The 26,944-nt window shown below is 56.6% G+C and carries 24 protein-coding genes, 4 tRNA genes and 1 other RNA gene; 20 read left to right on the forward strand and 9 right to left on the reverse strand.

What is annotated here, in order from left to right; genetic code table 11:
- Positions 1 to 3 precede the first annotated feature (3 nt).
- The 7 genes from wecG (at position 4) to ACSOSI_RS00735 (ending at position 3,308) form a co-directional block, all read left to right on the forward strand.
- On the forward strand, positions 4 to 744 hold the full coding sequence (gene wecG, locus ACSOSI_RS00705) for a lipopolysaccharide N-acetylmannosaminouronosyltransferase (RefSeq protein ID WP_476706403.1): 741 nt from the start codon (positions 4 to 6) through the stop codon (positions 742 to 744).
- 368 nt (positions 745 to 1,112) lie between these two features.
- Entirely contained in the window at positions 1,113 to 2,516 is a 1,404-nt protein-coding gene (gene thrP, locus ACSOSI_RS00710; RefSeq protein ID WP_017891265.1) for a bifunctional threonine/serine APC transporter ThrP, read from the forward strand.
- 135 nt (positions 2,517 to 2,651) lie between these two features.
- Positions 2,652 to 2,728 (forward strand) — tRNA-Arg (locus ACSOSI_RS00715).
- Between the two features lie 62 nt (positions 2,729 to 2,790).
- Positions 2,791 to 2,866, forward strand: a tRNA-His gene (locus ACSOSI_RS00720).
- 43 nt (positions 2,867 to 2,909) lie between these two features.
- Positions 2,910 to 2,996: transfer RNA gene (locus ACSOSI_RS00725), tRNA-Leu, on the forward strand.
- A gap of 76 nt (positions 2,997 to 3,072) precedes the next feature.
- Positions 3,073 to 3,149, forward strand: a tRNA-Pro gene (locus tag ACSOSI_RS00730).
- A gap of 35 nt (positions 3,150 to 3,184) precedes the next feature.
- A non-coding RNA gene (locus tag ACSOSI_RS00735) (RtT sRNA) lies at positions 3,185 to 3,308 on the forward strand.
- Positions 3,309 to 3,975: 667 nt separating this feature from the next.
- Here the strand turns inward: ACSOSI_RS00735 and hemY are convergent.
- Genes hemY through hemC form a run of 4 tightly spaced genes read right to left on the reverse strand, consistent with a single transcriptional unit; the run spans position 3,976 to position 8,002 of the window.
- On the reverse strand, positions 3,976 to 5,172 hold the full coding sequence (hemY, locus tag ACSOSI_RS00740; RefSeq protein WP_115183445.1) for a protoheme IX biogenesis protein HemY: 1,197 nt from the start codon (positions 5,170 to 5,172) through the stop codon (positions 3,976 to 3,978).
- A 3-nt stretch (positions 5,173 to 5,175) separates the two neighbouring features.
- Positions 5,176 to 6,300 (reverse strand): uroporphyrinogen-III C-methyltransferase, encoded by a 1,125-nt coding sequence (hemX, locus tag ACSOSI_RS00745; RefSeq protein WP_012004647.1) that lies wholly within the window; start codon positions 6,298 to 6,300, stop codon positions 5,176 to 5,178.
- Positions 6,301 to 6,323: 23 nt separating this feature from the next.
- Positions 6,324 to 7,064 carry a uroporphyrinogen-III synthase gene (gene hemD / locus ACSOSI_RS00750; RefSeq protein WP_012004648.1) on the reverse strand — a complete coding sequence of 247 codons (741 nt, stop codon included), beginning with the start codon at positions 7,062 to 7,064 and terminating at the stop codon, positions 6,324 to 6,326.
- Positions 7,061 to 8,002: a hydroxymethylbilane synthase gene (hemC, locus tag ACSOSI_RS00755; RefSeq protein ID WP_115183444.1), complete on the reverse strand. Its 942-nt coding sequence runs from the start codon at positions 8,000 to 8,002 to the stop codon at positions 7,061 to 7,063. Before hemC ends, hemD begins: the two co-directional genes overlap by 4 nt.
- Positions 8,003 to 8,318: 316 nt before the next feature.
- Between hemC and ACSOSI_RS00760 the strand changes: the two genes are divergently transcribed.
- Entirely contained in the window at positions 8,319 to 10,871 is a 2,553-nt protein-coding gene (locus tag ACSOSI_RS00760) for a class I adenylate cyclase (protein WP_112363628.1), read from the forward strand.
- Between the two features lie 46 nt (positions 10,872 to 10,917).
- On the opposite strand, the gene cyaY is transcribed toward ACSOSI_RS00760, so the two are convergent.
- Positions 10,918 to 11,238, reverse strand: coding sequence for an iron donor protein CyaY (cyaY, locus tag ACSOSI_RS00765; protein WP_012004651.1), 321 nt, complete (start codon positions 11,236 to 11,238; stop codon positions 10,918 to 10,920).
- Positions 11,239 to 11,316: 78 nt separating this feature from the next.
- Between cyaY and lptM the strand changes: the two genes are divergently transcribed.
- The 6 genes from lptM (at position 11,317) to uvrD (ending at position 16,970) form a co-directional block, all read left to right on the forward strand.
- On the forward strand, positions 11,317 to 11,523 hold the full coding sequence (gene lptM, locus ACSOSI_RS00770; RefSeq protein WP_017891271.1) for an LPS translocon maturation chaperone LptM: 207 nt from the start codon (positions 11,317 to 11,319) through the stop codon (positions 11,521 to 11,523).
- A 57-nt stretch (positions 11,524 to 11,580) separates the two neighbouring features.
- Positions 11,581 to 12,405 carry a diaminopimelate epimerase gene (dapF, locus tag ACSOSI_RS00775; RefSeq protein WP_017891272.1) on the forward strand — a complete coding sequence of 275 codons (825 nt, stop codon included), beginning with the start codon at positions 11,581 to 11,583 and terminating at the stop codon, positions 12,403 to 12,405.
- Positions 12,402 to 13,106, forward strand: coding sequence for a DUF484 domain-containing protein (locus tag ACSOSI_RS00780; RefSeq protein WP_012004654.1), 705 nt, complete (start codon positions 12,402 to 12,404; stop codon positions 13,104 to 13,106). Before dapF ends, ACSOSI_RS00780 begins: the two co-directional genes overlap by 4 nt.
- A complete protein-coding gene (gene xerC / locus ACSOSI_RS00785; RefSeq protein WP_012004655.1) occupies positions 13,103 to 14,014 on the forward strand; it encodes a tyrosine recombinase XerC in 912 nt (303 codons plus the stop codon). The genes ACSOSI_RS00780 and xerC overlap by 4 nt, the downstream gene beginning before the upstream one ends.
- Complete coding sequence (gene yigB, locus ACSOSI_RS00790; protein ID WP_112363627.1) at positions 14,014 to 14,730, forward strand: 5-amino-6-(5-phospho-D-ribitylamino)uracil phosphatase YigB; 717 nt, start codon at positions 14,014 to 14,016, stop codon at positions 14,728 to 14,730. Before xerC ends, yigB begins: the two co-directional genes overlap by 1 nt.
- A 77-nt stretch (positions 14,731 to 14,807) precedes the next feature.
- Positions 14,808 to 16,970: a DNA helicase II gene (uvrD, locus tag ACSOSI_RS00795; RefSeq protein WP_112363631.1), complete on the forward strand. Its 2,163-nt coding sequence runs from the start codon at positions 14,808 to 14,810 to the stop codon at positions 16,968 to 16,970.
- A gap of 42 nt (positions 16,971 to 17,012) precedes the next feature.
- Here the strand turns inward: uvrD and ACSOSI_RS00800 are convergent, their stop codons facing one another.
- Positions 17,013 to 17,492, reverse strand: a complete 480-nt coding sequence (locus ACSOSI_RS00800; protein WP_012004658.1) for a WbuC family cupin fold metalloprotein — start codon at positions 17,490 to 17,492, stop codon at positions 17,013 to 17,015.
- A gap of 445 nt (positions 17,493 to 17,937) precedes the next feature.
- On the opposite strand from ACSOSI_RS00800, the gene corA reads away from it, so the two are divergent.
- Both corA and ACSOSI_RS00810 read left to right on the forward strand, forming a co-directional pair.
- Complete coding sequence (gene corA / locus ACSOSI_RS00805; protein ID WP_012004659.1) at positions 17,938 to 18,888, forward strand: magnesium/cobalt transporter CorA; 951 nt, start codon at positions 17,938 to 17,940, stop codon at positions 18,886 to 18,888.
- 111 nt (positions 18,889 to 18,999) lie between these two features.
- The gene (locus tag ACSOSI_RS00810; protein ID WP_135344753.1) at positions 19,000 to 20,058 is read left to right on the forward strand and encodes an AbrB family transcriptional regulator; all 1,059 of its coding nucleotides are present in this window, start codon (positions 19,000 to 19,002) and stop codon (positions 20,056 to 20,058) included.
- Positions 20,059 to 20,066: 8 nt separating this feature from the next.
- On the opposite strand, the gene rarD is transcribed toward ACSOSI_RS00810, so the two are convergent.
- Positions 20,067 to 20,954, reverse strand: coding sequence for an EamA family transporter RarD (gene rarD, locus ACSOSI_RS00815; RefSeq protein WP_012004661.1), 888 nt, complete (start codon positions 20,952 to 20,954; stop codon positions 20,067 to 20,069).
- Between the two features lie 64 nt (positions 20,955 to 21,018).
- Positions 21,019 to 21,489: a thioesterase family protein gene (locus tag ACSOSI_RS00820; protein ID WP_012004662.1), complete on the reverse strand. Its 471-nt coding sequence runs from the start codon at positions 21,487 to 21,489 to the stop codon at positions 21,019 to 21,021.
- 200 nt (positions 21,490 to 21,689) lie between these two features.
- On the opposite strand from ACSOSI_RS00820, the gene pldA reads away from it, so the two are divergent.
- Genes pldA through rhtC form a run of 3 tightly spaced genes read left to right on the forward strand, consistent with a single transcriptional unit; the run spans position 21,690 to position 25,088 of the window.
- Positions 21,690 to 22,568, forward strand: coding sequence for a phospholipase A (pldA, locus tag ACSOSI_RS00825; protein WP_012004663.1), 879 nt, complete (start codon positions 21,690 to 21,692; stop codon positions 22,566 to 22,568).
- Between the two features lie 48 nt (positions 22,569 to 22,616).
- A complete protein-coding gene (recQ, locus tag ACSOSI_RS00830; protein ID WP_476706404.1) occupies positions 22,617 to 24,449 on the forward strand; it encodes an ATP-dependent DNA helicase RecQ in 1,833 nt (610 codons plus the stop codon).
- 12 nt (positions 24,450 to 24,461) lie between these two features.
- A complete protein-coding gene (gene rhtC / locus ACSOSI_RS00835; RefSeq protein WP_017891276.1) occupies positions 24,462 to 25,088 on the forward strand; it encodes a threonine export protein RhtC in 627 nt (208 codons plus the stop codon).
- 52 nt (positions 25,089 to 25,140) lie between these two features.
- On the opposite strand, the gene rhtB is transcribed toward rhtC, so the two are convergent.
- The gene (gene rhtB, locus ACSOSI_RS00840) at positions 25,141 to 25,761 is read right to left on the reverse strand and encodes a homoserine/homoserine lactone efflux protein (RefSeq protein ID WP_017891277.1); all 621 of its coding nucleotides are present in this window, start codon (positions 25,759 to 25,761) and stop codon (positions 25,141 to 25,143) included.
- 142 nt (positions 25,762 to 25,903) lie between these two features.
- Here rhtB and pldB point away from each other — a divergent pair, with 142 nt between their 5' ends.
- Positions 25,904 to 26,941, forward strand: coding sequence for a lysophospholipase L2 (gene pldB, locus ACSOSI_RS00845; RefSeq protein WP_115183438.1), 1,038 nt, complete (start codon positions 25,904 to 25,906; stop codon positions 26,939 to 26,941).
- Positions 26,942 to 26,944: the final 3 nt, after the last annotated feature.

The following is a 26,944-nucleotide window of genomic DNA, read 5'->3' on the forward strand; positions in this document are numbered from 1 at the left end:
AAGATGGAAGCAAAAATCTCGGTTCCCAAATATGAGCTGCGTGGTTTCAGCCTGTGGGGATTTCGCGATATGGCGCAATGCATGGATTTTCTGTTTGACGGTGGCCGGGTCAAGCGCGGCACGCTGGTTGCCATGAACGCCGAAAAAATCCTGACGGCAGAGCAGGACACTGAGCTGCATGCCTTGCTGGACGAGGCTGAGTATAAGTATGCCGACGGCATCAGCATGGTGCGCTCAATCCGCCGTAAATATCCGGGTGCCGACGTGTCTCGGGTAGCGGGAGCCGATCTGTGGGAGGCGCTGATGCAGCGCGCCGGTCGTGAAGGCACGCCGGTGTTCCTGATTGGCGGCAAGCCGTCGGTGTTGGCAGAAACCGAACAGAAGCTGCGCAGCCAGTGGAATGTGAATCTGGTCGGTAGCCAGGACGGTTATTTCAAGCCGGAGCAACGTGAACCCCTGTTTGAACGTATCCATGCCAGCGGGGCCGCCATAGTAACGGTTGCCATGGGGTCGCCAAAACAGGAGATCCTGATGCGTGACTGTCGCAAGGTGCATCCGCAAGCGTTGTATATGGGCGTAGGCGGGACCTACGACGTATTCACCGGCCATGTTAAGCGTGCGCCAAAGGTCTGGCAGAACCTCGGCCTGGAATGGCTCTACCGGCTGCTCAGCCAGCCGAGCCGTCTTGGGCGCCAACTGCGGTTGCTGAAGTTCGTGAGTTATTATTATCGCGGCAAGATGTAATCAAGGCGTTGGGGCGGATTTTTCTGCCCCGACGCAATGAGTTGTTCAATTAACCTGCGTTGTGGCCAATTATCCAGCACTCTATAACCTCAGCCGCTAAACCCCTCCATGTTTATTCCATAAAGTTTTAAATTGCGGTTTGCTTATAGCGGCAAAATGCGAAACGATACCGCCCAGAAATTATCCCCAGCTGTTGGCGCCAGATGTGGCCGCATTGAACGACGTTTTTCTCCGCCGTAAGACCGTCCTATCACAAGCTGATGTCCGCCTGAGCGGCGGGAGATGATTTGCGCTATTTTTCATTAAAACAATAACGACCGGTAACGGCCGGCATGCAGACACAATCAAAAGAATATTATCGAGGATTTATGCCACACACTGAAAAACCGCAAGGACTACACCGGGGGCTGGAAGCCCGGCATATCGAGCTGATTGCTCTGGGCGGCACCATTGGCGTTGGCCTGTTTATGGGCTCGGCCAGCACGCTGAAATGGGCGGGGCCGTCGGTATTATTGGCTTATATCATCGCCGGGCTGTTCGTGTTCTTTATTATGCGTTCGATGGGCGAGATGCTGTTCCTTGAACCGGTCGCAGGCTCCTTTGCCGTTTATGCACATAAATACATGAGTCCTTACTTTGGCTATCTGACGGCCTGGGGCTATTGGTTTATGTGGATTGCCGTCGGCATCTCGGAAATTACCGCCATTGGGGTCTACGTGCAGTTCTGGTTCCCGGAGATCCCGCAGTGGCTGCCGGCGCTGATCGCGGTGGCGATGGTAGCGCTGGCTAACGTGGCGGCGGTACGCCTGTACGGCGAGCTGGAGTTTTGGTTTGCCATGATTAAGGTGACCACCATCATTGTGATGATTCTGGTGGGGCTGGGAGTGATCCTGTTTGGCTTTGGCAATGGGGGGCAGCCTATCGGCTTTGCCAACCTGACCGAGCACGGCGGTTTCTTTGCCGGCGGCTGGAAGGGCTTCCTGTTTGCGCTGTGTATTGTCGTGGCGTCCTATCAGGGGGTTGAGCTGGTCGGTATTACCGCCGGTGAGGCCAAGAACCCGCAGGTGACGCTGAAACGCGCGATTAACAACATCCTGTGGCGCATCCTGATCTTCTACGTCGGTGCCATTTTTGTCATTGTCACCATCTTCCCATGGAACGGTATCGGCACCACCGGCAGCCCATTTGTACTGACCTTTGCCAAAATCGGCATCGTTGCCGCTGCCGGTATCATTAACTTCGTGGTGCTGACCGCTGCACTCTCTGGCTGCAATAGCGGTATGTATAGCGGGGGGCGCATGCTGTATGCGCTGGCCAAAAACCGTCAACTCCCTGCCTCACTGACCAGACTGTCTGCCAGCGGCGTGCCGGTGAACTGTATTGCCGTGACCATCGCCTGTCTGTTGGTCGGCTCTGGCCTGAATTATCTGATCCCCAACCCGCAGGCGGTATTTGTCTATGTCTACAGCGCCAGCGTGCTGCCGGGCATGGTGCCGTGGTTTGTGGTGCTGATTAGCCAGCTGTATTTCCGCCGTGCCCATAAGGAAGCGATCAAAACCCACAGCTTTAAGTCGATCATGTTCCCCTATGTGAACTATCTGACCATCGCTTTTCTGGTCTGCGTGCTGATCGGCATGGGAATTAACCCGGATACTCGTATTTCTTTGCTGGTTGGGGCGATATTCTTGGCGGCAGTCAGCCTGTGCTACTTTGTTTTCGGTATGCACAAGAAACATCATCCGGCTGAAAAACGGACAGAAACCCAGCAATAACCGGTGAAAAAGGGCTACGGATAGCCCTTTCCTGCGCAGGACTGAGCAAAGCGTAATCAAACGCGACATTTCTGCGAAAAAGCACTAGACAGGATTGGGTTAAAACCGTAGTATCCCCTCCCGCAACGGCGCTATGCGCCCGTAGCTCAGCTGGATAGAGCGCTGCCCTCCGGAGGCAGAGGTCTCAGGTTCGAATCCTGTCGGGCGCACCATTAAGTTTGTGTGCAAGAGCTGCGGTGGTAGTATTACCGCGTGAAGTAGTTAAGAAGTAATGGTGGCTATAGCTCAGTTGGTAGAGCCCTGGATTGTGATTCCAGTTGTCGTGGGTTCGAGTCCCATTAGCCACCCCACTTCCTAAGAGAAGTGAAGAATTGTAAGCTGTTTTGTGACTGTGCGAAGGTGGCGGAATTGGTAGACGCGCTAGCTTCAGGTGTTAGTGTTCTTACGGACGTGAGGGTTCAAGTCCCTCTCTTCGCACCACACACAAAATGTCTAATAAATTTAATATTTACATAGACATAAGCGATAAAATTCGGTAGTATCTGCAACAAGAAATCGGCGAGTAGCGCAGCTTGGTAGCGCAACTGGTTTGGGACCAGTGGGTCGGAGGTTCGAATCCTCTCTCGCCGACCACATTCAAGAAAACCCGCTTTTAGCGGGTTTTTTTACGTCTGTAGTTTATAGGATGAGCACCTCCGAAGGAGGTTTGAGCCGAGCGCAGCGAGACAACGTTGCTTTAGCAACGGCCCGCAGGGCGGCATCGCAGATGCAGTAATCATCTCTCGCCGACCACATTCAGAAAAGCCCGTTCAGCAATGAACGGGCTTTTCGCTTTCTGCCATTCGGCAAATCTCGGTATCTTCCTGCTGTCCTTGCTTTGGGTTTCTGGAGGCGTGTTGGCTTTCAGCGACATCGGCATGGCGCATTGTCGCCAGGTTGAGACATATAACATTATGATTTAATACGATAAAAATCACTTTGGCTTAAGTCGTCGTTATAAGGCGACATATCTGCTGGGGCCAGGGGGAGAGTGGGTTTATATCCGATGAGAGGCGATAAATTTAATATGACGATTAAATCTCTTTTAATTCAAAGAATTAAATTTTTTCCTTCAAGCTAAATGGCACTTTTCCCAAAGTTGGCACGTCAAGTGCAATATCTATTTCGTAGATGCTCATTCCACCTCTTATGTTTGCCTTAGGCTTCATAAACCCTGGGAATGACGCAGAGCCGATTTAAGGTGCCTATTGCCCACCAGAACGATGTCAGCGTTGCTTGCAGCCGCAGACATCACACTCCGGGCATAACGTTGAGTGAGGCACCGCCCCTGTTGTCCTAGACCTGATTGCTTTTTTATACACTTGCCACCGCGGCAAGTGTTTTTTTTTGCCTGAATATAAGCGACAGGCGAAAAAAAAACGCGGCAACCATGCCGCGCTTTGATCTTTCGATAATGCCGTTATGACTCGCCGTTCTGCTTCAGGGTCAACATCAGACCTTCGCGACGCATTTGGGCCGCCTCGTCTGAGCGGTGCAGCTTATCCAGCACGTCCGCCAACCAGGCGTAGTCGTAGGCATCCGGACGCTGTTTCAGTGCTTCCCGGAATGCATCGGCAGCCTGTTGCCATTCGCCGTGTTTCATCAACAGCTGACCCAGCGTGCTGTTGAGCAGCGGTGTGGCACCGTGTTGCTTCACCTGCTGACGCAGCGCTTTTTCCAACTGCTGCGGATTGCCGGACTTCAGGCGCGGGATCAACAACACCAGACGCTCATCGTACTGACGCTTCAGGCTATCGAGTACGATTTCCTGCGCCAATTCATGGTCATTGCATTCGATCAGGTGATCCACCATCGCAATTTGCAGCGGAACCTCATGGCGAGTTTTGCGGCTCTGATCTTTCCACCAGCGTTTCAGACCCTCGCTGCCTTCATCTGCCATGGCCTGATTCATCAAACCAATATAGGCCTGCTGCTGCAGGGCCTGCAGTTCAGCCTCGGTATGCAGGTTGATCTTGCTCATCGACGGCAGGATCTCCAGCAACGAGGCAAAAGCGCCGGTGCGCAGATAAGCCAGCTCGGCCAGACGCAACACTTCCGGGTGACGCGGCGCCTGGTTCAGCAGGCGATCGACACCGTGACGTGCGGCATGGTTTTCGCCCTGCGCCAGTTGGATACGCACGCGAGTGATATCTACCGGCAACTGGTCGGTGTCGGCGGCTTCGGCGGCGCGTTCCAGGTATTGGTTAGTGCGGAAATCGTCACCGCGTTGCTGCGCGGCCTCGGCGGCCAGCAGGTAGTTCACCACCGGCTGTTCGGCGTGATCGGCGTTGCGCGTCAGCAGTTTTTCGACCTGCTTGTAATCGCCTTCGGCCAGTTTGATCAGCGCTGCCTTGGTCTGCTTGCGCGCACGGCTGCGTTTACGCCCCAGGAACCAGCCGCGGGTATGAGCACCGGTGCGGAAGATGCGGCGCAGGATCCATTCGATCACCAGCAGCACGACAAACAGCAGGACGCCCATGATCACCAGGCCGGTGACGCTGGTTTCGATATTGTAGTTATCGGTCTGAATCAGCACATAGCCCTGATGGCCGGCCAACATCGGCCCGACCACCACGCTGGCGATCAGCACCAGGAACAGAAATAGCACGCGTAACATGGCTTATCCCTCCTGATGAGCGGCAGGGGACTGGGTCATCAGATTACGCACCCGGGTCTGCATCAGTTTTTCCAGCAGTGGCTGGCTTTTCAACTGGTCCGGCACGTCCATGGTGATTGACTGCTGGCTCAGGGCATCCAACTCTTCCAGGAAAGCTTTCGTGGCCGGGTCGGTGGTATCAAAGTAGGCGCGGATCCAGGTCGAGATGGTTTCCAGCGACTGTTTATACACTTCGTTCTGGTGGCGTGGGATCGCCTGAGCGGCAACCAGCAGGCGCGAACGGATATTCTCGCGCAGGTAAATGTCCTGGTTCGGCGCCAGCAAAGGTTCTGCACTGCTATCACGGCGGCGAACGGTAATAAAGTCGGCCATAAAGTTGTGCCAGCTTTTGGTCAGATTTTGTCGCCACTCGCTGATCGAACTCGACAGCTCACCGCTGTCCTGATCCATCGGCGCTTCGTCACTGTCGTTATCCGCCAGGCGAAGGTTATCAACCTGATTGGATAACTGATTGGTCTTGAGGATGATACCGTCGAAATCCACCTGGGTCAGGGTGGACAGCGTGCTGACGTCTTCGGTGATCGCCCGACGAACCTCGAGCAGGCTCGGATCGTTCATGTCTGCCAGGCTGGCATCGGCACTTTTCAGCAGGGCGGCGGCGGTAGTCACGTCCTGATCGCTCCACAGTTTACGGCCGGCCATTTTCACCAGGAAGTCGGCCTGCGCCAGTAACCAGGTTTTGGCGTCGCTGCCGGAGATGATGGCGACTTTTTCTTGCAGTTCACTCAGTTGTCGCGTCAGGGTCGCTTGCTCGCGGTCGGCGGCATCCAGCGTTTTTCCCTGTTGCTGCAACAGGCCTTCCAGCGCGTTTTTTTCCTGCTGTTGGCTCTGTTTCAGCGCTTCGAGCTGCTGCTGCAAGTTTTGATTGGCGGAGATCAACTGCTGTGCCTGTCGATGTGTGTGGTAATAGCCACCCGCGCCAAGGGCAATAACCAGCACGATGGCGATCGCGCCCAATATCGGGCCGGTATTTTTACCTTTACGCTGGTTAGCGTCTGGTGGCTTGGGGCTATCAGCCACTGGGGTTGGCTCTTCAACCGGGGCGGAGGGGGTATTTTGTTCCGTCATAGTGGCACATCCCATAGTCAGGTTTATTGTAGCGCGCGGATCAGCGCGTCATTATCGGCGTTATCAGCTACCCGAATTGTGCTCCAGCCCAATTCCTGGGCGAGGGTAGCCAGGCGTTCACTCACTACGACCAGGCGGCAACGCAACAGCCACGATGAACGGTAGTAATCAGGAACTAAAGTATAGAGCTGTTGTAACATTTCACCGCTGGTGACTACCAGCGTATCAACACCGGCACGTTGCCAGTGGGCGCTTTGCTCGCTGCCATCATAATGCACCGGGCTGCGTTGATAACATTCATAATAGCTGACGGCGGCGCCGCGCTCACTCAGGCTGTTGCCGAGCAGCTCACGCCCGCCGTTGCCGCGCAGGATCAATGCCTGCTTACCGTCCAGATTCTGCAACGCCGGCAACAGGAGCAGCGTTTCGCTGATTTCCTGCTCGCGCGGATATTCCACCGGCAGGCTGCTGATGCGGTGCATCGCCAGTGCGGTGTTACGGCCGATAGCATAATAGGCCAACCTGGCCGGCCATGGCAGCCCAACGCGACCCATCACCGAGTTGGCGTAGCTGACCGAATGTTGCGACAGGATAAACACCAAATCGCCATCATTGAGTTGCTGCAATGCCTGCGGCAGTTTGGGCAGATCGCCGCCAGGGGCGAAATCGATCAGCGGGGCATGATAGGCAACCCGGCCGAGCGCACGCAGTCGGCTTACCAATTGCTCTCCCGAAGGAGAAGGGCGGGTTACCAGAATCGTCATGCCGGAGGATTTCCCTGATAAACATCCTGTAGAATTTCGCGAGCGCCCTGCGCCAGCAACTCTTCCGCCAGCTCAATGCCCATTTGTTCCGCCAGCGCTGCCGGGCCGCGACGTTCGCCGCGCACCATCTGACTGCCGTCCGGGGAGCCTACCAATGCACGCAGCCACAGGCTGTCGCCATCGAGTTCGGCATAGCTGCCGATCGGCACCTGACAACCGCCTTCCAACCGGGTATTCATCGCACGTTCGGCACGAACGCGGGTTTCGGTGACGGCATGATTGAGCGGGGCCAGTAGCGCACGGGTGGTTTCATCGTCGAGGCGGCACTCAATGCCCACCGCACCCTGACCGACCGCCGGCAAGCACTCTTCCGGGCTAAGCGGGCTGCGGATGCGCTGTTCCAGACCCAGGCGCTTGAGCCCGGCGACCGCCAGAATAATGGCGTCGTAATCACCGTTGTCCAGTTTTGACAAGCGGGTGCCAACGTTGCCGCGCAGATCGCGCACGATCAGGTCCGGACGACGTTCACGTAACTGGCACTGGCGGCGCAGGCTGGAGGTGCCAACCACGCTGCCCTGCGGCAGTTGATCGAGCGAGGTGAAACGATTGGATACAAATGCGTCGCGCGGATCGTCGCGCTCGCAAATGGTCACCAAACCCAGGCCGGCGGGGAAATCTACCGGGACGTCTTTCATCGAATGGACGGCGATATCGGCACGGCCATCGAGTAACGCCAGCTCAAGTTCCTTAACAAACAGCCCTTTACCACCGACCTTCGCCAGTGGCGTATCCAGAATAATGTCGCCCTTAGTGACCATTGGCACCAGTTCAACCTGCAGGCCAGGGTGGCTGGCCATCAGGCGCTGCTGCACATAATGTGCCTGCCAGAGAGCGAGTGGGCTTTGTCGGGTGGCAATTCGAATAATTTTGTCTAACATGCTTGTTACCGTTTTTATAATTCGCCGTTCATCCTACCACTGAGTGTGAAAACTGTCAGTGCAAGAAGCCGCAGGCGAAGAAAGGACAACGGAATCAACGGGACGTGTGATGTGTTTTGGGGCAGTTAACACTGCGGGTAAATCGTTTGGAGTGGCGCTACAATAATAGTGAAGCGTTACTTCCTTTACGGTCAATCAGCAAGGTGTTAGATTGATCACGTTTCCAGCAATAAGTTGCCAAATATTCTTCCAACACTAACGGCGCTTATGGAATACGGGTTTTTTTCTAAATACCGGGATAATCAGGCGAGACGTCTTGTACCTCTACATCGAGACATTGAAGCAGAGACTGGATGCGATCAATCAATTAAGAATCGATCGCGCCCTAGCGGCCATGAAGCCCGCGTTCCAACGGGTATACAGTCTGCTGCCTACCTTATTGCACCACCACCACCCACTGATGCCAGGTTATCTGAACGGTAACGTTCCCCATGGCGTTTGCATCTACACGCCTGATGAAACCCAGCAAGAATACCTCAACGATTTAGAAGACAAATGGGGCAGCCCGTTTGACAAGCCTGCCAGTGGTGAACTGCCGATTACCGGGGTTTACTCGATGGGCAGCACGTCGTCGATCGGCCAGAGTTGCAGCTCGGATCTCGATATCTGGGTGTGCCACCAGTCCTGGCTGGATAACGAAGAGCGTAACCGCCTGCAGCAGAAATGCAGCCTGTTGGAAAAATGGGCGGCGTCGATGGGGGTGGAAGTCAGCTTCTTCCTGATCGATGAAAACCGGTTCCGCCATAATGAAAGCGGCAGCCTGGGCGGTGAAGACTGTGGTTCTACCCAACATATCCTGCTGCTGGACGAATTTTACCGTACCGCGGTGCGCCTGGCCGGCAAACGTATTTTGTGGAACATGGTGCCGGGCGACGAAGAATCACATTACGATGAATATGTGTTGTCGCTGTACTCGCAAGGCGCGCTAACGCCGAACGAATGGCTGGATCTCGGTGGTTTGGGTACGCTGTCGGCGGAAGAATACTTCGGTGCCAGCCTGTGGCAGTTGTACAAAAGCATCGACTCGCCATACAAGGCGGTGCTGAAGACCCTGTTGCTGGAAGCGTACTCCTGGGAATACCCGAATACTCAATTGCTGGCGATGGACATCAAACAGCGCCTGCATCAGGGTGAAATCGTCTGCTTTGGTCTTGACGCCTACTGTATGATGCTCGAACGCGTCACGCATTATCTGAACGCCATCAACGATACCACCCGCCTCGATCTGGTCCGCCGCTGTTTCTACCTTAAAGTCTGTGAAAAACTGTCGCGTGCCAATGCATGCGTCGGCTGGCGCCGTGAGATCCTCAGCCAGTTGGTCAGCGAATGGGGCTGGGACGAAGAGCGTCTGGCTATCCTGGATAATCGCGCCAACTGGAAAATCGCACGGGTGCGGGAAGCGCACAACGAACTGTTGGATGCGATGATGCAAAGCTACCGCAACCTGATCCGCTTTGCCCGTCGCAACAACCTCAGCGTCAGTGCCAGCCCGCAGGATATCGGCGTGCTGACCCGCAAGCTGTACGCCGCGTTTGAAGCGCTGCCCGGCAAGGTGACGCTGGTGAACCCGCAGATTTCGCCGGACCTGTCAGAAGATGACTTAACCTTTATTCATGTGCCAGTTGGCCGCGCCAACCGCACCGGCTGGTACCTGTACAACCAGGCACCGGCCATGGACTCGATTGTCAGCCATCAACCGCTGGAATATAACCGTTACCTGAACAAGCTGGTGGCCTGGGCTTATTTCAACGGCCTGCTGACGCCGAAGACCCGTTTGCATATCAAGAGCGGCAACCTGTGTGACACCGCCAAACTGCAGGAGTTGGTGGCCGATGTGTCGCACCACTTCCCGCTGCGGCTGGCGGCACCGACGCCAAAAGCCTTGTATAGTCCATGTGAAATTCGCCATTTGGCGATTATCGTCAATCTGGAAAACGATCCGACCGCCGCCTTCCGCAATCAGGTGGTGCATTTCGATTTCCGCAAGCTCGATGTGTTCAGCTTCGGCCAGCAGCAACAGTGCCTGGTGGGCAGTATCGATCTGCTGTACCGCAACTCCTGGAACGAAGTGCGTACCCTGCATTTCAGCGGTGAGCAATCGGTGTTGGAAGCCTTGAAGACCATTCTCGGCAAAATGCATCAGGACGCCGCCCCACCAGAATCGGTGGAGGTGTTCTGCTACAGCCAGCATCTGCGCGGTTTGATCCGTACCCGTATCCAGCAGTTGGTGTCAGAGTGCATTGAACTGCGCTTGTCCAGCACCCGACTGGAACCGGGCCGCTTTAAGGCGGTGCGGGTTGCCGGCCAGACCTGGGGTCTGTTCTTCGAGCGGCTGAGCGTGTCGGTGCAAAAACTGGAAAACGCGGTGGAATTCTACGGGGCGATTTCCAACAACAAATTGCATGGCCTGTCGATCAAAGTGGAAACCGATCAGGTGCATTTGCCGCCGGTGGTGGATGGTTTCGCCAGTGAGGGGATCATTCAGTTCTTCTTTGAGGACACGTCGGACGACAAGGGCTTTAACATCTATATTCTGGATGAGTCGAACCGCGTTGAGGTTTATCACCATTGTGAAGGCAGTAAAGAGGAGCTGGTGCGCGACGTCAGCCGCTTCTACTCTTCCTCGCACGATCGTTTCACCTACGGCTCCAGCTTCATCAACTTCAATTTGCCGCAGTTTTACCAGATAGTGCAGCTTGATGGCCGCACTCAGGTGATCCCGTTCCGCAGTAACGTGTTGTCGAGCCTGTGCGTTCCGCTGACTGACGGCGCGGCTCAGCCGCTGAAACAGCAGTTCCAGCTGCACTGATATCGCAGGGGCTCAGTCAACTGAACCCCGGTGAGTGCGGCTATTTTCAGGCAAATTTCACTTCTTCGCCGGCCTGTGCGCTGGCGGCTTCGCTTAGCAACGGATAGAACGCACGATCGCTGCGATCGCAGAGCCACACGCCATCACGGTAGTTAAAGTGATAGCCGCCGGTCTTGGTTGCCAGCCAAACCTGATGCAGTGGCTCCTGGCGATTGATGACAATTTTGGTGCCATTTTCGAAGCTTAACGTCATTACGCCACCGTTGGTTTCGTAATCGATATCCGCATCGCCGTCAAAATCGTCCAGTGTCTCTTCAATATTAAGCATCAGTTGGTCAGCCAACTGGTGAAACTCACTGTCGTTCATATTCAATTCCTATTGCTTTTCATGATCCACCTGCGATTATAGAGACCTTGGACGCATGAATTACAGGCATTAATGCAAATGAAAAAACAACTACGCTATGCGCTGATGGCAGTTCTGCTTGCCGGGCTCTCCGGCTGTGGTCTGAAAGGCCCGCTGTACTTCCCTCCAGCCGATCCGGCCAGCACTAAGAAACCGGCCACTCAGGTTCAGACTGGCGAACAGGTACAGAAAAATCAGCAGGAACTTTCCAGCTCTCAGCAAAAACCGTCGATGAGCGCTCAGTAACACCCTATTTGCGGCGGCACAGGCCACCGCAAACCAAGACGGATAGCGGAGTATGATATGCAGTTCTCCAAAATGCACGGTCTGGGCAACGACTTTATGGTGGTCGATGCCGTTACACAGAATGTCTATTTTTCACCCGAGCTGATCCGCCGTTTGGCCGATCGGCACCTGGGCGTTGGCTTTGACCAGCTGCTGGTGGTAGAACCGCCTTACGATCCGGAACTGGATTTCCACTACCGCATTTTTAACGCCGACGGCAGTGAAGTTGCGCAGTGCGGCAATGGCGCTCGCTGTTTTGCCCGCTTTGTGCGGCTGAAAGGGCTGACCAACAAGCGCGATATTCGCGTGAGCACCCAGACCGGACGTATGGTGCTGAGTGTCACCGATGACGATTTGGTGTGTGTGAACATGGGCGAGCCGAACTTTGATCCACAGACGGTGCCCTTTCGCGCGACCAAAGAAGAAAAGACTTACATCATGCGCGCGGCGGAACATACGGTGCTGTGCGGCGTGGTGTCGATGGGCAACCCACATTGTGTTTTACAGGTGGATGAGGTAAAAACCGCCAAGGTGGAATTGCTCGGGCCGGTGTTGGAAGGGCATGAGCGCTTCCCTGAACGGGCCAACATTGGTTTTATGCAAATTGTCAGCCGTGAGCACATCAAATTGCGCGTGTATGAGCGCGGTGCCGGCGAAACCCAGGCCTGTGGAAGCGGCGCCTGTGCGGCAGTGGCAGTGGGGATCCAACAGGAATTGCTGTCAGAAGAGGTGCATGTAGAACTGCCGGGCGGCAGCCTGCATATTCGCTGGAAAGGACCGGGCAGCCCGCTGTTTATGACCGGCCCGGCAACCCATGTATATGACGGATTTATTCATCTATGAAGAGTGTTGAGGACCAGGCTGTCGCAGGCATTGAGCTTGACGACGACACCGTGATGCAGTTTCTGCTGCAAAACCCGGACTTCTTTATCCGCAACGCGCGGTTGGTGGAACAGATGCGCGTTCCCCATCCCGTTCGCGGTACCGTGTCGCTGGTCGAGTGGCATCTGGCCCGCCAGCGCAACCATATCAACCGGCTGGAAGAAGAAATCACCCTGCTGATGGAGCAGGCCAGCGCCAACGAAACGCTGTTTGCCAGCCTGCTGCATTTGCAGGCCAATCTGGCCACCGCCGACAGCCTGCAGGATATGCTCAATCGCCTGCAGCGTTGGGCGCGCGGTTTCGGTTTGGCCGGCGCCAATATTCGCCTGTTTTCTGAAAGCTGGAAAATCGGTGCGCCTTCCGATTTCACCCACCTTGCCCTGACGCGTTCTTCGTTCGAACCGCTGCGCATTCAGCGTTTGGGTGATCAACAGCATTTCCTCGGCAGCCTCAATGGCCCTGAGCTGCTGTTGCTGCTGCCGCAGGCCAAGCTGGTCGGCTCGGTAGCGCTGTCGATGTTGGGTGAAGACGGCGAACTGGGCATGGTGATTTTCAGCAGCCGCGATACGCAACACTATCAGCAGGGTATGGGCACCGTGATGCTCAATCAACTGGCGCGCATGCTGCCGGAACTGCTGGAACGCTGGGTCGAACGCGCATGATCCCGCTGGCGGCCAGCCTGCAACAGCCGGTGGACGCTTTTTTGCGCTATCTGAAGGTCGAGCGCCAGCTCAGCCCGCTCACCCAACTGAGTTATTCGCGTCAACTGCAGGCGCTGATGGCGCTGGCGCAGGAAATTGGCGTCACGGAGTGGCCGTTGCTGGACGCCGCCAAAGTCCGTCAGCTCGCGGCGCGCAGTAAACGTGCCGGATTACAATCATCCAGCCTCGCGCTGCGCCTGTCGGCGTTGCGCAGTTTTCTCGACTGGCAGGTCAGCCAGGGTATGCTGATTGCCAACCCGGCCAAAGGGATCCGAACGCCACGCAGCGGCCGTCATCTGCCGAAAAACATCGACGTTGATGAAATGAATCAGCTGCTGAATATCGATCTTAACGATCCTTTGGCGGTGCGCGATCGCGCCATGCTTGAAGTCATGTACGGTGCCGGGCTGCGTCTTTCGGAACTGGTGGGGCTGGACTGTCGCCATGTCGATCTGGCCGCCGGTGAAATCTGGGTGTTGGGTAAGGGCAGTAAGGAACGCAAACTGCCGGTGGGCCGCACTGCGGTGACCTGGCTTGAACACTGGCTGGCGATGCGCGATCTGTTCGGGCCGTCAGACGACGCGATGTTTCTGTCCAACCAGGGCAAGCGCATCTCGACCCGTAACGTGCAAAAGCGTTTTGCCGAGTGGGGCGTCAAACAGGGCGTTAACAGCCATATCCATCCGCACAAGCTGCGCCACTCGTTTGCCACCCATATGCTGGAGTCGAGCGGCGATCTGCGTGCGGTGCAGGAACTGCTCGGCCACGCCAATCTGACCACCACTCAAATCTACACCCACCTCGACTTTCAACATCTGGCGAACGTGTACGATGCTGCGCATCCACGCGCCAAACGGGGGAAATCCTGATGCATTTTTATCGTCCGCTGCGACCGCTGGCGGCGCTGACTTTTGATCTGGACGACACGCTGTACGACAATCGGCCGGTGATCAAACAGACCGAGCTGCAATCGGTCGCTTTTCTGCAGAACTACCATCCCGGGCTGAACCATTTCCAGTCGGCGGATTTTCATCGCCTGCGCCAGGAGCTGCGCGAACAGGATCCGGAGATTTATCACGATGTCACCCAGTGGCGCTGGCGCGCTATCCATTTGGCGCTGAGCCGTCAGGGGCTGCGTGATGCCGAAGCCGCCGACGGCGCCGATGCGGCGATGCAGAACTTTGCGCTGTGGCGCAGCCGCATCGAGGTACCGGAAGCAACCCATGCCACCCTGAAAGCGCTGGGTGAACGTTTCCCGCTGGTGGCGATCACCAACGGCAATGCCGACCCGGCACTGTGCGGGCTGGATGGTTACTTCCAGTTTGTGCTGCGTTCCGGGCCGGATGGCCGCGCCAAGCCCTATCAGGATATGTATCAACTGGCCGCCGAGCGGTTGGGAGTGGCCCCGGAACGCATTCTTCACGTGGGTGATGATTTGACCACCGACGTCGCCGGGGCATTGCGTTCCGGTCTGCAGGCCTGTTGGATCAATGACCGCCAGCGCAGCCTGATGCAGGCCGCCGACAGCCGGTTGCTGCCACATATTGAGATTTCGCAGTTGGCATCGCTGACAGCATTGTTATAATCCCTGCCAGAACTCTGTATAAATTCCCAGTGGAATCGCGTCTCTGACGCGCTTTCCCTTACCAATTAATGGTGCCTATGGACGTTTCCGATCTGCTCGACAGCCTGAATGAAAAACAACGCGAAGCGGTGGCGGCGCCACGTGGCAACCTGTTGGTACTGGCCGGCGCGGGCAGCGGTAAAACCCGGGTGCTGGTGCATCGCATCGCCTGGCTGCTGGCGGTAGAGAACTGCTCGCCGTATTCCATCATGGCGGTGACCTTCACCAACAAGGCGGCGGCGGAAATGCGCCACCGTATCGAACACCTGATTGGCACCAGCCAGGGCGGCATGTGGATTGGTACCTTCCACGGTCTGGCTCATCGGCTGCTGCGCGCTCATCATTTGGATGCCAACCTGCCGCAGGATTTCCAAATTCTTGACAGCGACGACCAGTTCCGCCTGCTCAAGCGTATCGTCAAAGCGTTGAATATCGACGAGAAGCAATGGCCGCCGCGTCAGGCAATGTGGTACATCAACGGCAAAAAAGATGAGGGCCTGCGCCCGCAGCACGTTGAAACCTACAACAACCCGGTGGAAGCGACCTGGCTGCGTATCTACCAGGCCTACCAGGAAGCCTGTGACCGTGCCGGGCTGGTGGACTTTGCCGAGCTGTTGCTGCGTGCCCATGAGCTGTGGCTGAACAAGCCGCATATCCTCAATCATTACCGCGAACGCTTCACCAACGTGCTGGTGGACGAGTTTCAGGATACCAACAGCATTCAGTACGCCTGGATCCGCCTGCTGGCCGGCAATAACAGCAACGTGATGATCGTCGGTGACGATGACCAGTCGATCTACGGCTGGCGCGGCGCTCAGGTGGAGAATATCCAACGCTTCCTGAAGGATTTCCCCGGTGCGCAAAGCGTACTTCTGGAACAGAACTACCGTTCGACCAGCAATATCCTGAAATCGGCCAACACCCTGATCGCCAACAACGGCGGGCGCATGGGGAAAAATCTGTGGACCGAAGGCGGCGAAGGCGAGCCTATCTCAGTCTACTGTGCCTTCAACGAGCTGGATGAATCGCGCTTCGTAGTGGGCCGTATCAAAGCCTGGCAGGAAAACGGCGGTGCGCTGAATGATTGCGCCATCCTTTATCGCAGCAATGCCCAGTCGCGTGTACTGGAAGAGGCGCTGCTGCAAACGGCGATGCCTTACCGTATCTACGGTGGGCAGCGCTTCTTCGAGCGTCAGGAGATCAAGGATGCCCTGGCCTACCTGCGGCTGATCGCCAACCGCAACGACGATGCTGCGTTCGAACGCGTGGTGAATACGCCGACGCGTGGCATTGGCGACCGGACGCTGGACGAAGTGCGTCGTACGGCCCGCGATCGTCAATTGACCCTGTGGCAGGCCACCCGCGCACTGTTGCAGGACAAGGTGCTGGCCGGGCGCGCGGCATCTGCGCTGCAACGCTTTACCGAGCTGGTGGACTCACTGGCGCACGAAACCGCCGATATGCCACTGCACGTTCAGACCGATCGGGTGATCCGCGATTCGGGGCTGTTCATTATGTATGAGCAAGAGAAGGGCGAAAAAGGTCAGGCACGTATCGAAAACCTTGAGGAACTGGTGACGGCAACGCGCCAGTACAGCTATCAGGATGAAGATCAGGATCTGATGCCGCTGCAGGCGTTTTTGTCACATGCTGCGCTGGAAGCGGGCGAGGGGCAGGCCGATGCCTATCAGGACGCGGTGCAGTTGATGACCCTGCACTCGGCCAAGGGGCTGGAGTTCCCGCAGGTGTTTATCGTCGGCATGGAAGAGGGGATGTTCCCGAGCCAAATGTCGCTGGACGAAGGCGGCAGGTTGGAAGAAGAGCGCCGCCTGGCCTACGTTGGGTTGACGCGCGCCATGCAGAAACTGACGCTGACCTATGCCGAAACCCGGCGTCTGTACGGCAAAGAGGTTTATCACCGGCCTTCACGCTTCATCGGCGAACTGCCGGAGGAGTGTGTGGAAGAAGTGCGTTTGCGCGCCAGCGTCTCACGGCCGGCGAATCATCGCCGCATGGGCACGCCGATCAGCGAAAACGACACCGGTTACAAGCTGGGCCAGCGAGTGCGCCACCCCAAGTTTGGCGAAGGGACTATCGTCAATCTGGAAGGCAGCGGCGAACACAGCCGGCTGCAGATTGCTTTTCCGGGTGAAGGCATCAAGTGGCTGGTGGCCGCTTACGCTCGCCTGGAGACGGTGTAAGCCCGGTGCCGGCAGGGGCGAATTATCGCCCCTATGTTGATATCAAACAGTATGGGTATAGCGATCGCCGATCTGCGCGGTGGCATACCAACGCATCACCGCTTCGGTGCCTTCGGCCCCTTCCTGCGGTGCCCACGGCATGCAGTCTTCTTCCGACAGCGCCTGATAAGGCCCTTGCTTCACTTCGAATACCACGCCACCCGGATCAACCGACAGCACGGCATGCCAGGTAAACGCCGGCATCTCCAGCACTTTGGTTTCTTCGCCGAGCAGGGTGCGCTGGGTGACGACGCCGTCCTCGTTAAACTGCAGCACCACAAAACGGCCGCGCAGCGGTGTCAGCAGCTCCCAGGTTTGCGGATGGCGGTGGGGGCGGATATAGGTGCCGGGTTCCATGGCAATCGCCAGTCGCTGCACCGGGTCGCTCAACTCTTCGTGTAACGTACGGTGCGCGCGCAGGCGTGCCACTTTAGCGGCCTGTTCACTCATGGCGGTCAGGTCGTGGGCAGTAATTTGTTTCATCGGTAAAGTCCGCAAGCTTATCGTGGCCTAATCTTAGCAACATTCTTGCGCGTGGTCAGAGATCGTCGCAGCTTTTTCGTTACCCTTTATCGCCGATTTTGCTGATTTCCCCCATTGGTTATAGCGATGAATTGTTGCGCAATTATCGGACCTAACCGGTTGACAGACTTTTTCTTCTCGGCGTAACATGCGCGCACTATTATCAATGAGGACATACGCCTTGGACACACCCAGTAGATACTGGCTCACTGACCTGGACAACAACAGGTGCAACTTCTAAGGCTATCCCATTGAGCTGATAGCCTTCGTGGTTGTCGGCGACCTCTTCAGTGTCGCTATGAGTCAGATCCTTACATGGTCTGAAACAAGCTGGTGATACAACATCCCCCTGTTTCTGTGCTTCCACGCGTTGTTTACCCCTGTCACCCCAAGGGAGTTTTAGCAGATGCTAAGCGCGTTTAAATTAGATAACAGCCGCCTGTCCCGTCTGGAGTTGGATGACTCCGATGACCTCACTACGTCACTGTGGGTTGACCTGGTTGAGCCGGAAGAAGGCGAACGTGAGCGCGTGCAAAACGAGCTGGGCCAAAGCCTGGCGACACGCCCGGAGCTGGACGATATCGAAGCTTCCGCGCGTTTCTTCGAAGACGAAGATGGTCTGCATATTCACTCCTTTTTCTATTTTGAAGATGCGGAAGACCATGCCGGCAACTCCACCGTGGCTTTCACCATTCGCGATGGTCGCCTGTATACCCTGCGTGAGCGTGAACTGCCGGCGTTTCGCCTGTACCGCATGCGTGCCCGTAATCTGACGATGGTTGACGGCAACGCCTACGAGCTGTTGCTGGATTTGTTCGAAACCAAGATTGAGCAGTTGGCGGACGAGATCGAAAACGTCTACAGCGATCTGGAAAAGCTCAGCCGGGTAATCATGGAAGGCCATCAGGGTGATGAATACGACGAGGCGCTGTCGACGCTGGCCGAACTGGAAGATATCGGCTGGAAGGTCCGTCTGTGCCTGATGGATACCCAACGGGCGCTGAACTTCCTGGTGCGCAAGGCGCGGCTGCCAACCGGTCAGCTGGAACAGGCGCGTGAAGTGCTGCGCGACATCGAATCCCTGTTGCCGCACAACGAATCGCTGTTCCAGAAGGTCAACTTCCTGATGCAGGCGGCGATGGGCTTTATCAACATCGAACAGAACCGCATCATCAAGATCTTCTCGGTGGTTTCGGTGGTGTTCCTGCCGCCAACGCTGGTGGCCTCAAGCTACGGGATGAACTTTGAGTTTATGCCGGAGCTGAAGTGGTCGTTCGGTTATCCCGGCGCCATCAGTTTGATGATCCTGGCAGGGCTGGCCCCTTATCTGTACTTCAAACGCAAGAACTGGCTGTAAGCTGACGGGCGAACCTGTTCGCCCGACATTTCTGCCGTTGGCCAACGCTTAGCCTGCTAAATAGGGTTAGAATGCCCCCACGGCTTATCTGTCTGTAAGGCATGCGTTTTGATGGAGAAGTTCCCCCGCTTGATTCAATGGTCAATCCTGCTGCTGGCTTCGCTGGTGTTGGGATTTGGCCTGCAAACCTTCCATATTCCCGCTGCGCTGTTGCTGGGGCCGATGATTGTCGGCGTAGCCATGGGGCTGCTGGGCGCCACGGTGCGCATTCCCGGCTACCTGTTTATCGCTGCGCAGGCGGTGCTGGGCTGCATGATTGCACAAAGCCTTTCTCCCGCTATTCTCACGCCGTTACTCGATGACTGGCCGCTGGTGCTGCTGGTGCTGATCGCCACGCTGCTGGCCAGTGGCATTTCCGGCTGGTGCCTGGTGCGCTTTAGTGGCCTGCCCGGGCCGACCGGTGCCTGGGGCTCGTCGCCCGGCGGAGCGTCGGCGATGGTGGCGATGGCCGGTGATTTTGGCGCAGACGTTCGATTGGTGGCATTTATGCAGTATCTGCGGGTACTGTTTGTCGCGACCGCAGCGGCGATGGTGGCCCGCATTGGGCTGGGCGATGAGGCAGGGCACGGCAGTGCGGCGCTGGAATGGTTCCCGTCGCTGGATTGGCGTTTTCCGGCGACGCTGGGCGTAGCCATGGTCGGTGCCTGGTTGGGGCCTCGGCTGCGTATCCCGTCCGGTGCGCTATTGCTGCCGATGATCATCGGTGCGGTACTGCATTCCAGCGGTACTATGGCGCTGCAGATACCAGAGTGGCTACTGGCCTTGGCTTATACGTTGATTGGCTGGAGCGTCGGGCTGCGTTTTACCCGGCCGATATTTCTACTGGCATTGCGGACTCTGCCGCAGATGGTGGTGTCGATCGTCGCGCTGATGCTGTTTTGTGGCCTGCTGGCGTGGATGCTGACGCACTTTCTGCCGGTAGATTTGATGACCGCCTATCTGGCTACCAGCCCCGGCGGATTGGATACCGTGGCGATCATTGCCGCCGGCAGCCGGGTAGACATGTCTTTTGTGATGGCGATGCAGACACTACGGCTGTTCACTATTCTGCTGACGGGGCCGGCGATGGCGCGGTTTATTTCCAACCACGCCACGCCGGCCTCAACCTAGCTCTGACCTCAGCGCAGTTTACGCTGGGTGTAGAGCGCGTCGAGGATAAACAGCAGCAGCGCCGCCCAGATAAAGCCGAAGGTGACCAGTTTGTCCTGTCCGACGGTTTCACCGTAGAAGGTCACGGCCAACAGGAACATCAGCGTGGGGCCGAGGTATTGGAAGAAGCCGAGCGTCGACAGGCGCAGACGAGTAGCCGCAGCGGTAAAGAACAGCAGCGGTATGGTGGTGACGATACCAGCGGCCACCAGCAACAGGTTCAGCGACCAGGCATTGGCACCGAGGTGGCTGGTCGGGCTGTCGGCGAACAGGAACAGATAGGCGGCCGCTACCGGCAGCAGCCACAGGGTTTCGATCAGCATGCCGGTCTGCGCGTCGATGGCGATCTTCTTGCGCAGCAGGCCGTAGAAGGCAAAGCTGAACGCCAGCCCCAGACCGATAATCGGCAGTGAACCGAACTGCCATAGCTGGATCAGGACACCGGCGAAAGCCAGTGCCACCGCCAACCACTGCATCCGACGGAAGCGTTCGCCCAGGAACAACATCCCCAGCAGCACATTCACCAGCGGATTAATGAAATAGCCCAGACTGGCTTCCAGCATATGGTGGTTATTCACCGCCCAGATAAACAGCAGCCAGTTGCCACCGATCAGCAACGCGGTCACGGCCAGCAGCAACAGCCGTTTACGGTCGTGGCAGGCGGCCCGCACCTGTGACCAGTTACGTCCGAGAGTGATCAGCGCCAGCATAAAGAAGAACGACCAAATCACCCGATGGGTGAGGATCTCATCGGCAGGCACCTGTTGGATCAGTTTGAAATAAGCCGGGGCGATGCCCCAAATAAAATAGGCGGCCAGAGCAAAGAAGATGCCCTGCCGTGTTTGCTGTGCGTCCATGACGTTACTCAGATGGGTAAAACGGAGATGCGGTGAGTGTACTTAAGACGCTCACCGCACACAATCACCCGACCAGGTAGGTAGCGGTGGCGCTGGCGATATGCAGGCCATCGTGATTATGCAGTTCGACGCGGGCGACCGCGACTTTATTGCCGCTGCGCAATACGCTGGCGGCGGCGACGAAATGCTCGCCACGGCCAGGGCGCAGATAGTCAACGCGCAGATCTATGGTTCCCATGCGGGAAAGACGAGTAGCGACTTCTTCTTCGATCAACGGATCCAGACGCATTAACACGCTGCCGGCGCACGCCAGCCCGGCGGCGACGTCCAGCACCGAGGCGATCACGCCGCCGTGCAGAATTTTCTGCGCGGCATTACCCACCAGCTTGGGTTGGTTGGTAAAACTCAGCTCCACATAGTCGTCGTCAAAGCGGCGCAGTTCCAGGCCCAGCTCGCGGTTAAACGGCATGTGATAAACAAAGATCTCGCCAATTTTCTGGCGGGCGGCTTCAAGTGTCAGTGGTGTGGTAGACATAAATACCCATTCTTTTCTGTGTAGTAGGGGAAGCTAACTGGTCAGTCCAGGTTAACCGTTTGTTGATATTATGCCTATATTTTGTTGCTTTCCAGACTAATCCAATAAATACACGCCGCACTGCTGTAAAACTCTCTTTGTGTGTAAAATGGCCTGTTTTTATTTCAGAATTTGTCAATTTTGTTGGGGTGAGGAACGTTATGCGCATTTTGTCAGGGTTCATTTTGGCCACGCTGGCGGCGGCTCCGCTGGCTCAGGCGGAAGAAGCCAAAGAGCAGCAAATTCATGATAAACCGGCGGTGCGCGGCAGCATTATTGCCAATATGCTGCAGGATCACGACAACCCATTCACGCTGTATCCGTATGACACCAACTATGTGCTGTATACCGATACCAGCAATATCAACAAAGAGGCCATCCAGTCCTATAACTGGGCCGATAATGCCCGCAAGGACGAGGTCAAATTCCAACTCAGCCTGGCGTTCCCACTGTGGCGTGGCATTGCCGGTGATAACTCGGTGCTGGGCGCCTCTTATACTCAGCGCTCCTGGTGGCAGCTTTCCAACCACAGTGAGTCATCCCCGTTCCGTGAGACCAACTACGAACCGCAGGTGTTCCTGGGGTGGGCGACCGATTACAGCTTCGCCGGCTGGACGCTGCGTGACGTTGAAGTGGGCTTGAATCACCAGTCCAACGGCCGTTCTGATCCCACTTCACGCAGCTGGAACCGGGGTTATGCGCGCTTTATGGCACAAAACGGCAACTGGCAGGTGGATCTCAAGCCCTGGTTCCGCTTTTCGGAAAGCGACAGCAGTGACGATAACCCGGACATCACCAAATACATGGGCTATTACCGTCTGAAAGTGGGCTATGCCTGGGGTGACAGCGTGTTCAGTGTCGACAGCCATTACAACTGGAACAGCGGTTATGGCGGCGCGGAATTAGGCTGGAGCTACCCGATCAGCAAGCACGTGCGTTTCTACACTCAGGTGTTCAGCGGTTACGGCGAATCCTTGATTGATTACAACTTCCGGCAGACACGGGTTGGCGTTGGTGTCATGCTTAACGATATTATGTAATCCGGCCGTCATAAAGGCGGCGTATCGCAGCAAAAAATGGGGAAGTGTGTGTCAACCGCAGCAGTGATAAACAGAGAGTTGCTGGCCGAGCAGGTATTACGCGATACCTTCGGCTACCAGCAATTCCGACCGGGTCAACAAACGATTATCAACACGGCGATCGGCGGGCAGGATTGCCTGGTGGTCATGCCGACCGGTGGCGGTAAATCGTTGTGTTACCAAATCCCGGCGCTGGTGATGGATGGCCTGACGTTAGTGGTTTCCCCGTTGATCTCGCTGATGAAAGATCAGGTCGATCAACTGCTGGCCTATGGCGTCGCCGCTGCCTGCTATAACTCAACGCAAACGCGTGAGCAGCAGCTCGAGGTAATGGCGGGTTGCCGCAGCGGCCAGATCAAAATGCTGTATATCGCCCCCGAGCGGCTGATGATGGACAGTTTCCTCGATCAGCTCGGCGGCAACCCACCTGCCTTGCTGGCGGTGGATGAAGCGCACTGTATTTCGCAGTGGGGCCATGATTTCCGGCCTGAATACCGTGCATTGGGGCTGTTGAAGCAACGCTTCCCTGATATGCCGGTGATTGCGTTGACCGCGACCGCTGATGAATCGACCCGTGGTGACATAGTGCGCCTGCTGGCATTGCAGGATCCGCTGGTGCAGGTCAGCAGCTTTGACCGGCCAAACATCCGCTATACGCTGGTGGAGAAATTCAAGCCGCTCGACCAACTGTGGCGGTTTGTGCAGGACCAACGTGGCAAAAGCGGCATCATTTACTGCAACAGCCGCGCCAAGGTCGAAGACACCACTGCCCGCCTGCAAAGCCGTGGGCTGAGCGTGGGAGCCTATCATGCCGGGTTGGACAACGACCGCCGCGCGCAGGTGCAGGAAGCGTTCCAGCGCGACGATTTGCAGGTAGTGGTCGCCACCGTCGCCTTTGGCATGGGCATTAACAAACCCAACGTGCGCTTTGTGGTGCACTTTGATATTCCGCGCAATATCGAATCTTATTATCAGGAAACCGGCCGCGCCGGGCGTGACGGCTTACCGGCCGAGGCGATCCTGCTGTATGACCCGGCCGATATGGCCTGGCTGCGCCGCTGTCTGGAGGAAAAGCCCGCCGGGCAGCAACTGGATATCGAGCGCCACAAGTTGAACGCCATGGGGGCTTTTGCCGAAGCGCAAACCTGCCGCCGGTTGGTGCTGCTCAACTATTTTGGCGAAGGTAAACACCAGAACTGCGGCAACTGCGATATCTGCCTGGATCCTCCCAAGCGTTACGATGGGCTGGAAGATGCGCGCAAGGCGTTGTCCTGTGTGTATCGCGTCGGCCAGCGTTTCGGGCTGGGTTACATTGTCGAAGTGCTGCGCGGTTCCAATAACCAGCGTATCCGCGAATACGGACATGAGAAACTGCCGGTGTACGGCATTGGTCGCGAGCAGACCACCGAACACTGGACCAGCGTGCTGCGTCAGTTGATCCACCTGGGCTTTATCACCCAGAACATTGCCATGCACTCGGCGCTGCAACTGACCGAGGCCGCGCGCCCGGTGCTGCGGGGTGAGCTGGAACTGCAACTGGCGGTACCGCGCATCCAGAGCCTGAAGGCCCGCAGTAGCAGTAACCAAAAGTCCTACGGCGGCAATTACGATCGCAAACTGTTCGCCAAATTGCGCAAGTTGCGAAAATCGATTGCCGACGAAGAAAATATCCCGCCTTATGTGGTGTTTAACGATGCCACCTTGTTGGAAATGGCGGAGCAGATGCCTATCAAGGCCGGCGACCTGTTAAGCGTTAACGGTGTCGGTCAGCGCAAGCTGGAGCGCTTTGGCGCGCCGTTTATGGCGATGATCCGCGATCACCTCGATAATGACGAAGATTAAGGGCAATAAATCATGCTGATGCTGTTTCTGACCGTGGCGCTGGTGCACCTGATTGCGCTGATGAGTCCGGGGCCGGACTTCTTTTTTGTTTCGCAAACCGCCGCCAGCCGCTCACGTCGTGAGGCGATGATGGGCGTGCTGGGTATTTCACTGGGTATCGTGGTGTGGGCGGGCGTAGCCTTGATGGGCCTGCACCTGATCCTGCAAAAAATGGCCTGGCTGCATCAGATTATCATGGTTGGCGGTGGGATTTACCTGTGCTGGATGGGCTGGCAACTGTTGCGCTCCGCTCGTTCTCAAAATGCCCAGTCGGTGCCTGCGGCGGAGGTGAAAGTGGCCTTGCCAAAGCCTGGGCGCAGCTTTATCCGCGGTTTTCTGACCAACCTGTCCAACCCGAAGGCGGTTATCTATTTCGGCAGCGTGTTTTCACTGTTTGTGGGTGACGACGTCGGGGCCGGTGCACGCTGGGGCTTGTTCTTGCTGATCATCGCCGAGACTTTTGTCTGGTTCAGCCTGGTGGCGGTGGTGTTTGCATTGCCGACCATGCGCCGCGGTTATCAACGGCTGGCCAAGTGGATAGACGGACTGGCGGGCGTGCTGTTTACCGGTTTTGGTTTACACCTGATCTTTACCCGCTAAACACTGCCGCACAGATTTTGAGGGCCGAACTGCCATGTTCGGCCCTTTTGCATTATGCCTTTCTGGCCGTAGCCAGCAGCCCGGCCACCAGAATAAACAGTGAACCGAAAATACGGTTCAACAACTGCATCTGGCGAGGCGTCTTCAGCCAACCGGCAATGCGGGTGGCCAGCGTGGCGTAGCCAATCATGACAAAAATATCTACGACCACGGTGGTGATACCGAGCACCAGGTACTGCTCGGCCTGCGGTTGGTTGGGCAAAATAAACTGTGGGAACAGTGCGGCCAGAAACACGATGCTTTTCGGGTTGGTCAAATTCACCAGCACGGCACGGCGGAACAGGCGGCGACGCGGCATAGTGCCTGCCAGCGTATGCAAGTCCAGCGCACCTGCAGCGCGCCATTGTTGAATGCCAAGCCAGACCAGATAGGCGGCGCCGAACCACTTCAGCATTTCAAACGCCAACAGTGACTGCGATACCAGCGCGCCCAGGCCAATGCCCACCAGCACGATATGCAGGCTCAGCCCGACCTGCAGGCCGGCAATAGACGCCGCTGCGCCACGATAACCGTGGCTGATACCGGTACTCATGGTATTGATCGCCCCGGAGCCGGGCGACAGGCTGAGGATAAGGGTTGTCAGCAGGTAGGTTAACCACCAGTCCAAGGTCATTGAGGTACTCCCTGAAAGCGCCAATGGCCAATATGTGCCAAAATGGTTCGGTTTTTGTAAGAATTGAATCACAATACGCTAGTATTATTTCTTGTGCCAGAGGTCACATTTTTGCCGCTGGCGGCTCAGGGAAAAGCATTTGATGACGTCGTTTACTCTCAGCACTGATGACTGGTTAACGCGTGAAAAGCAGTTTGCTGCTTTCGCCACGGGACCGCTGCTGGACTTTTGGCGGCAGCGCGAGGAAGGCGAGTTCAGCGGCGTCGGCGGCGTACCCATCCGTTTTGTGCGTTTCAGTTCCTCTCGCCATCAGCGGGTGGTGGTGGTAAGCCCCGGTCGTATCGAAAGTTATATTAAATATCCCGAGGTTGCCTACGATCTGTTCCATTGCGGTTATGACGTGATGATTTTGGATCACCGCGGGCAGGGCCGTTCCGGCCGTTTGCTGACTGATATGCACCGTGGTCATGTGATAAACTTTGCCGATTACGTTGATGACTTCGCCCAGTTTTATCAGCAGGAAGTGGTGCCACTGGGTTACCGGCAGCACTTTGCGTTGGCTCACTCGATGGGCGGTGCGATCCTGGCGCAGTTTCTGGCCCGCCAGCCACAGGCATTTGACGCTGCTGCGTTTTGTGCACCGATGTTCGGTATTTATTTGCCGATGCCGGGTTGGATGGCCAACCGCATTCTGAACTGGACGGAGAAACACCCGAAGGTGCGCGATTACTATGCGATAGGGACCGGCCAGTGGCGACCGCTACCCTATGTGGTCAACGTGTTGACCCACAGCCGTGAGCGCTATCGTCGCTGTTTACGTTATTACGCCGATTATCCCGAGTTGCAGGTGGGGGGGCCAACCTACCACTGGGTACGGGAAAGCCTGCAGGCGGGACGAGAAATCATCGCCCAGGCGGCTAAAATCACCACGCCGCTATTATTATTGCAGGCCGGTGAGGATCGGGTGGTCGACAACCGTTCTCATCAGGCTTTTTGTCAGGCATTGTCAGAAGCGGGACATCCCTGTGAAGGGGGAAAACCGCAGGTTATCGAAGGCGCACGGCATGAGATCCTGTTTGAGCGGGACGCGATGCGCGCCGAAGCATTGAGCGCAATCCTGCGTTTCTTTGCTCATCACTTAGGTGGTACCCCAACCGCCGACCACACCATTAGAGGTTAGAAA

The organism is Serratia sp. AR11 (genome assembly GCF_056376275.1).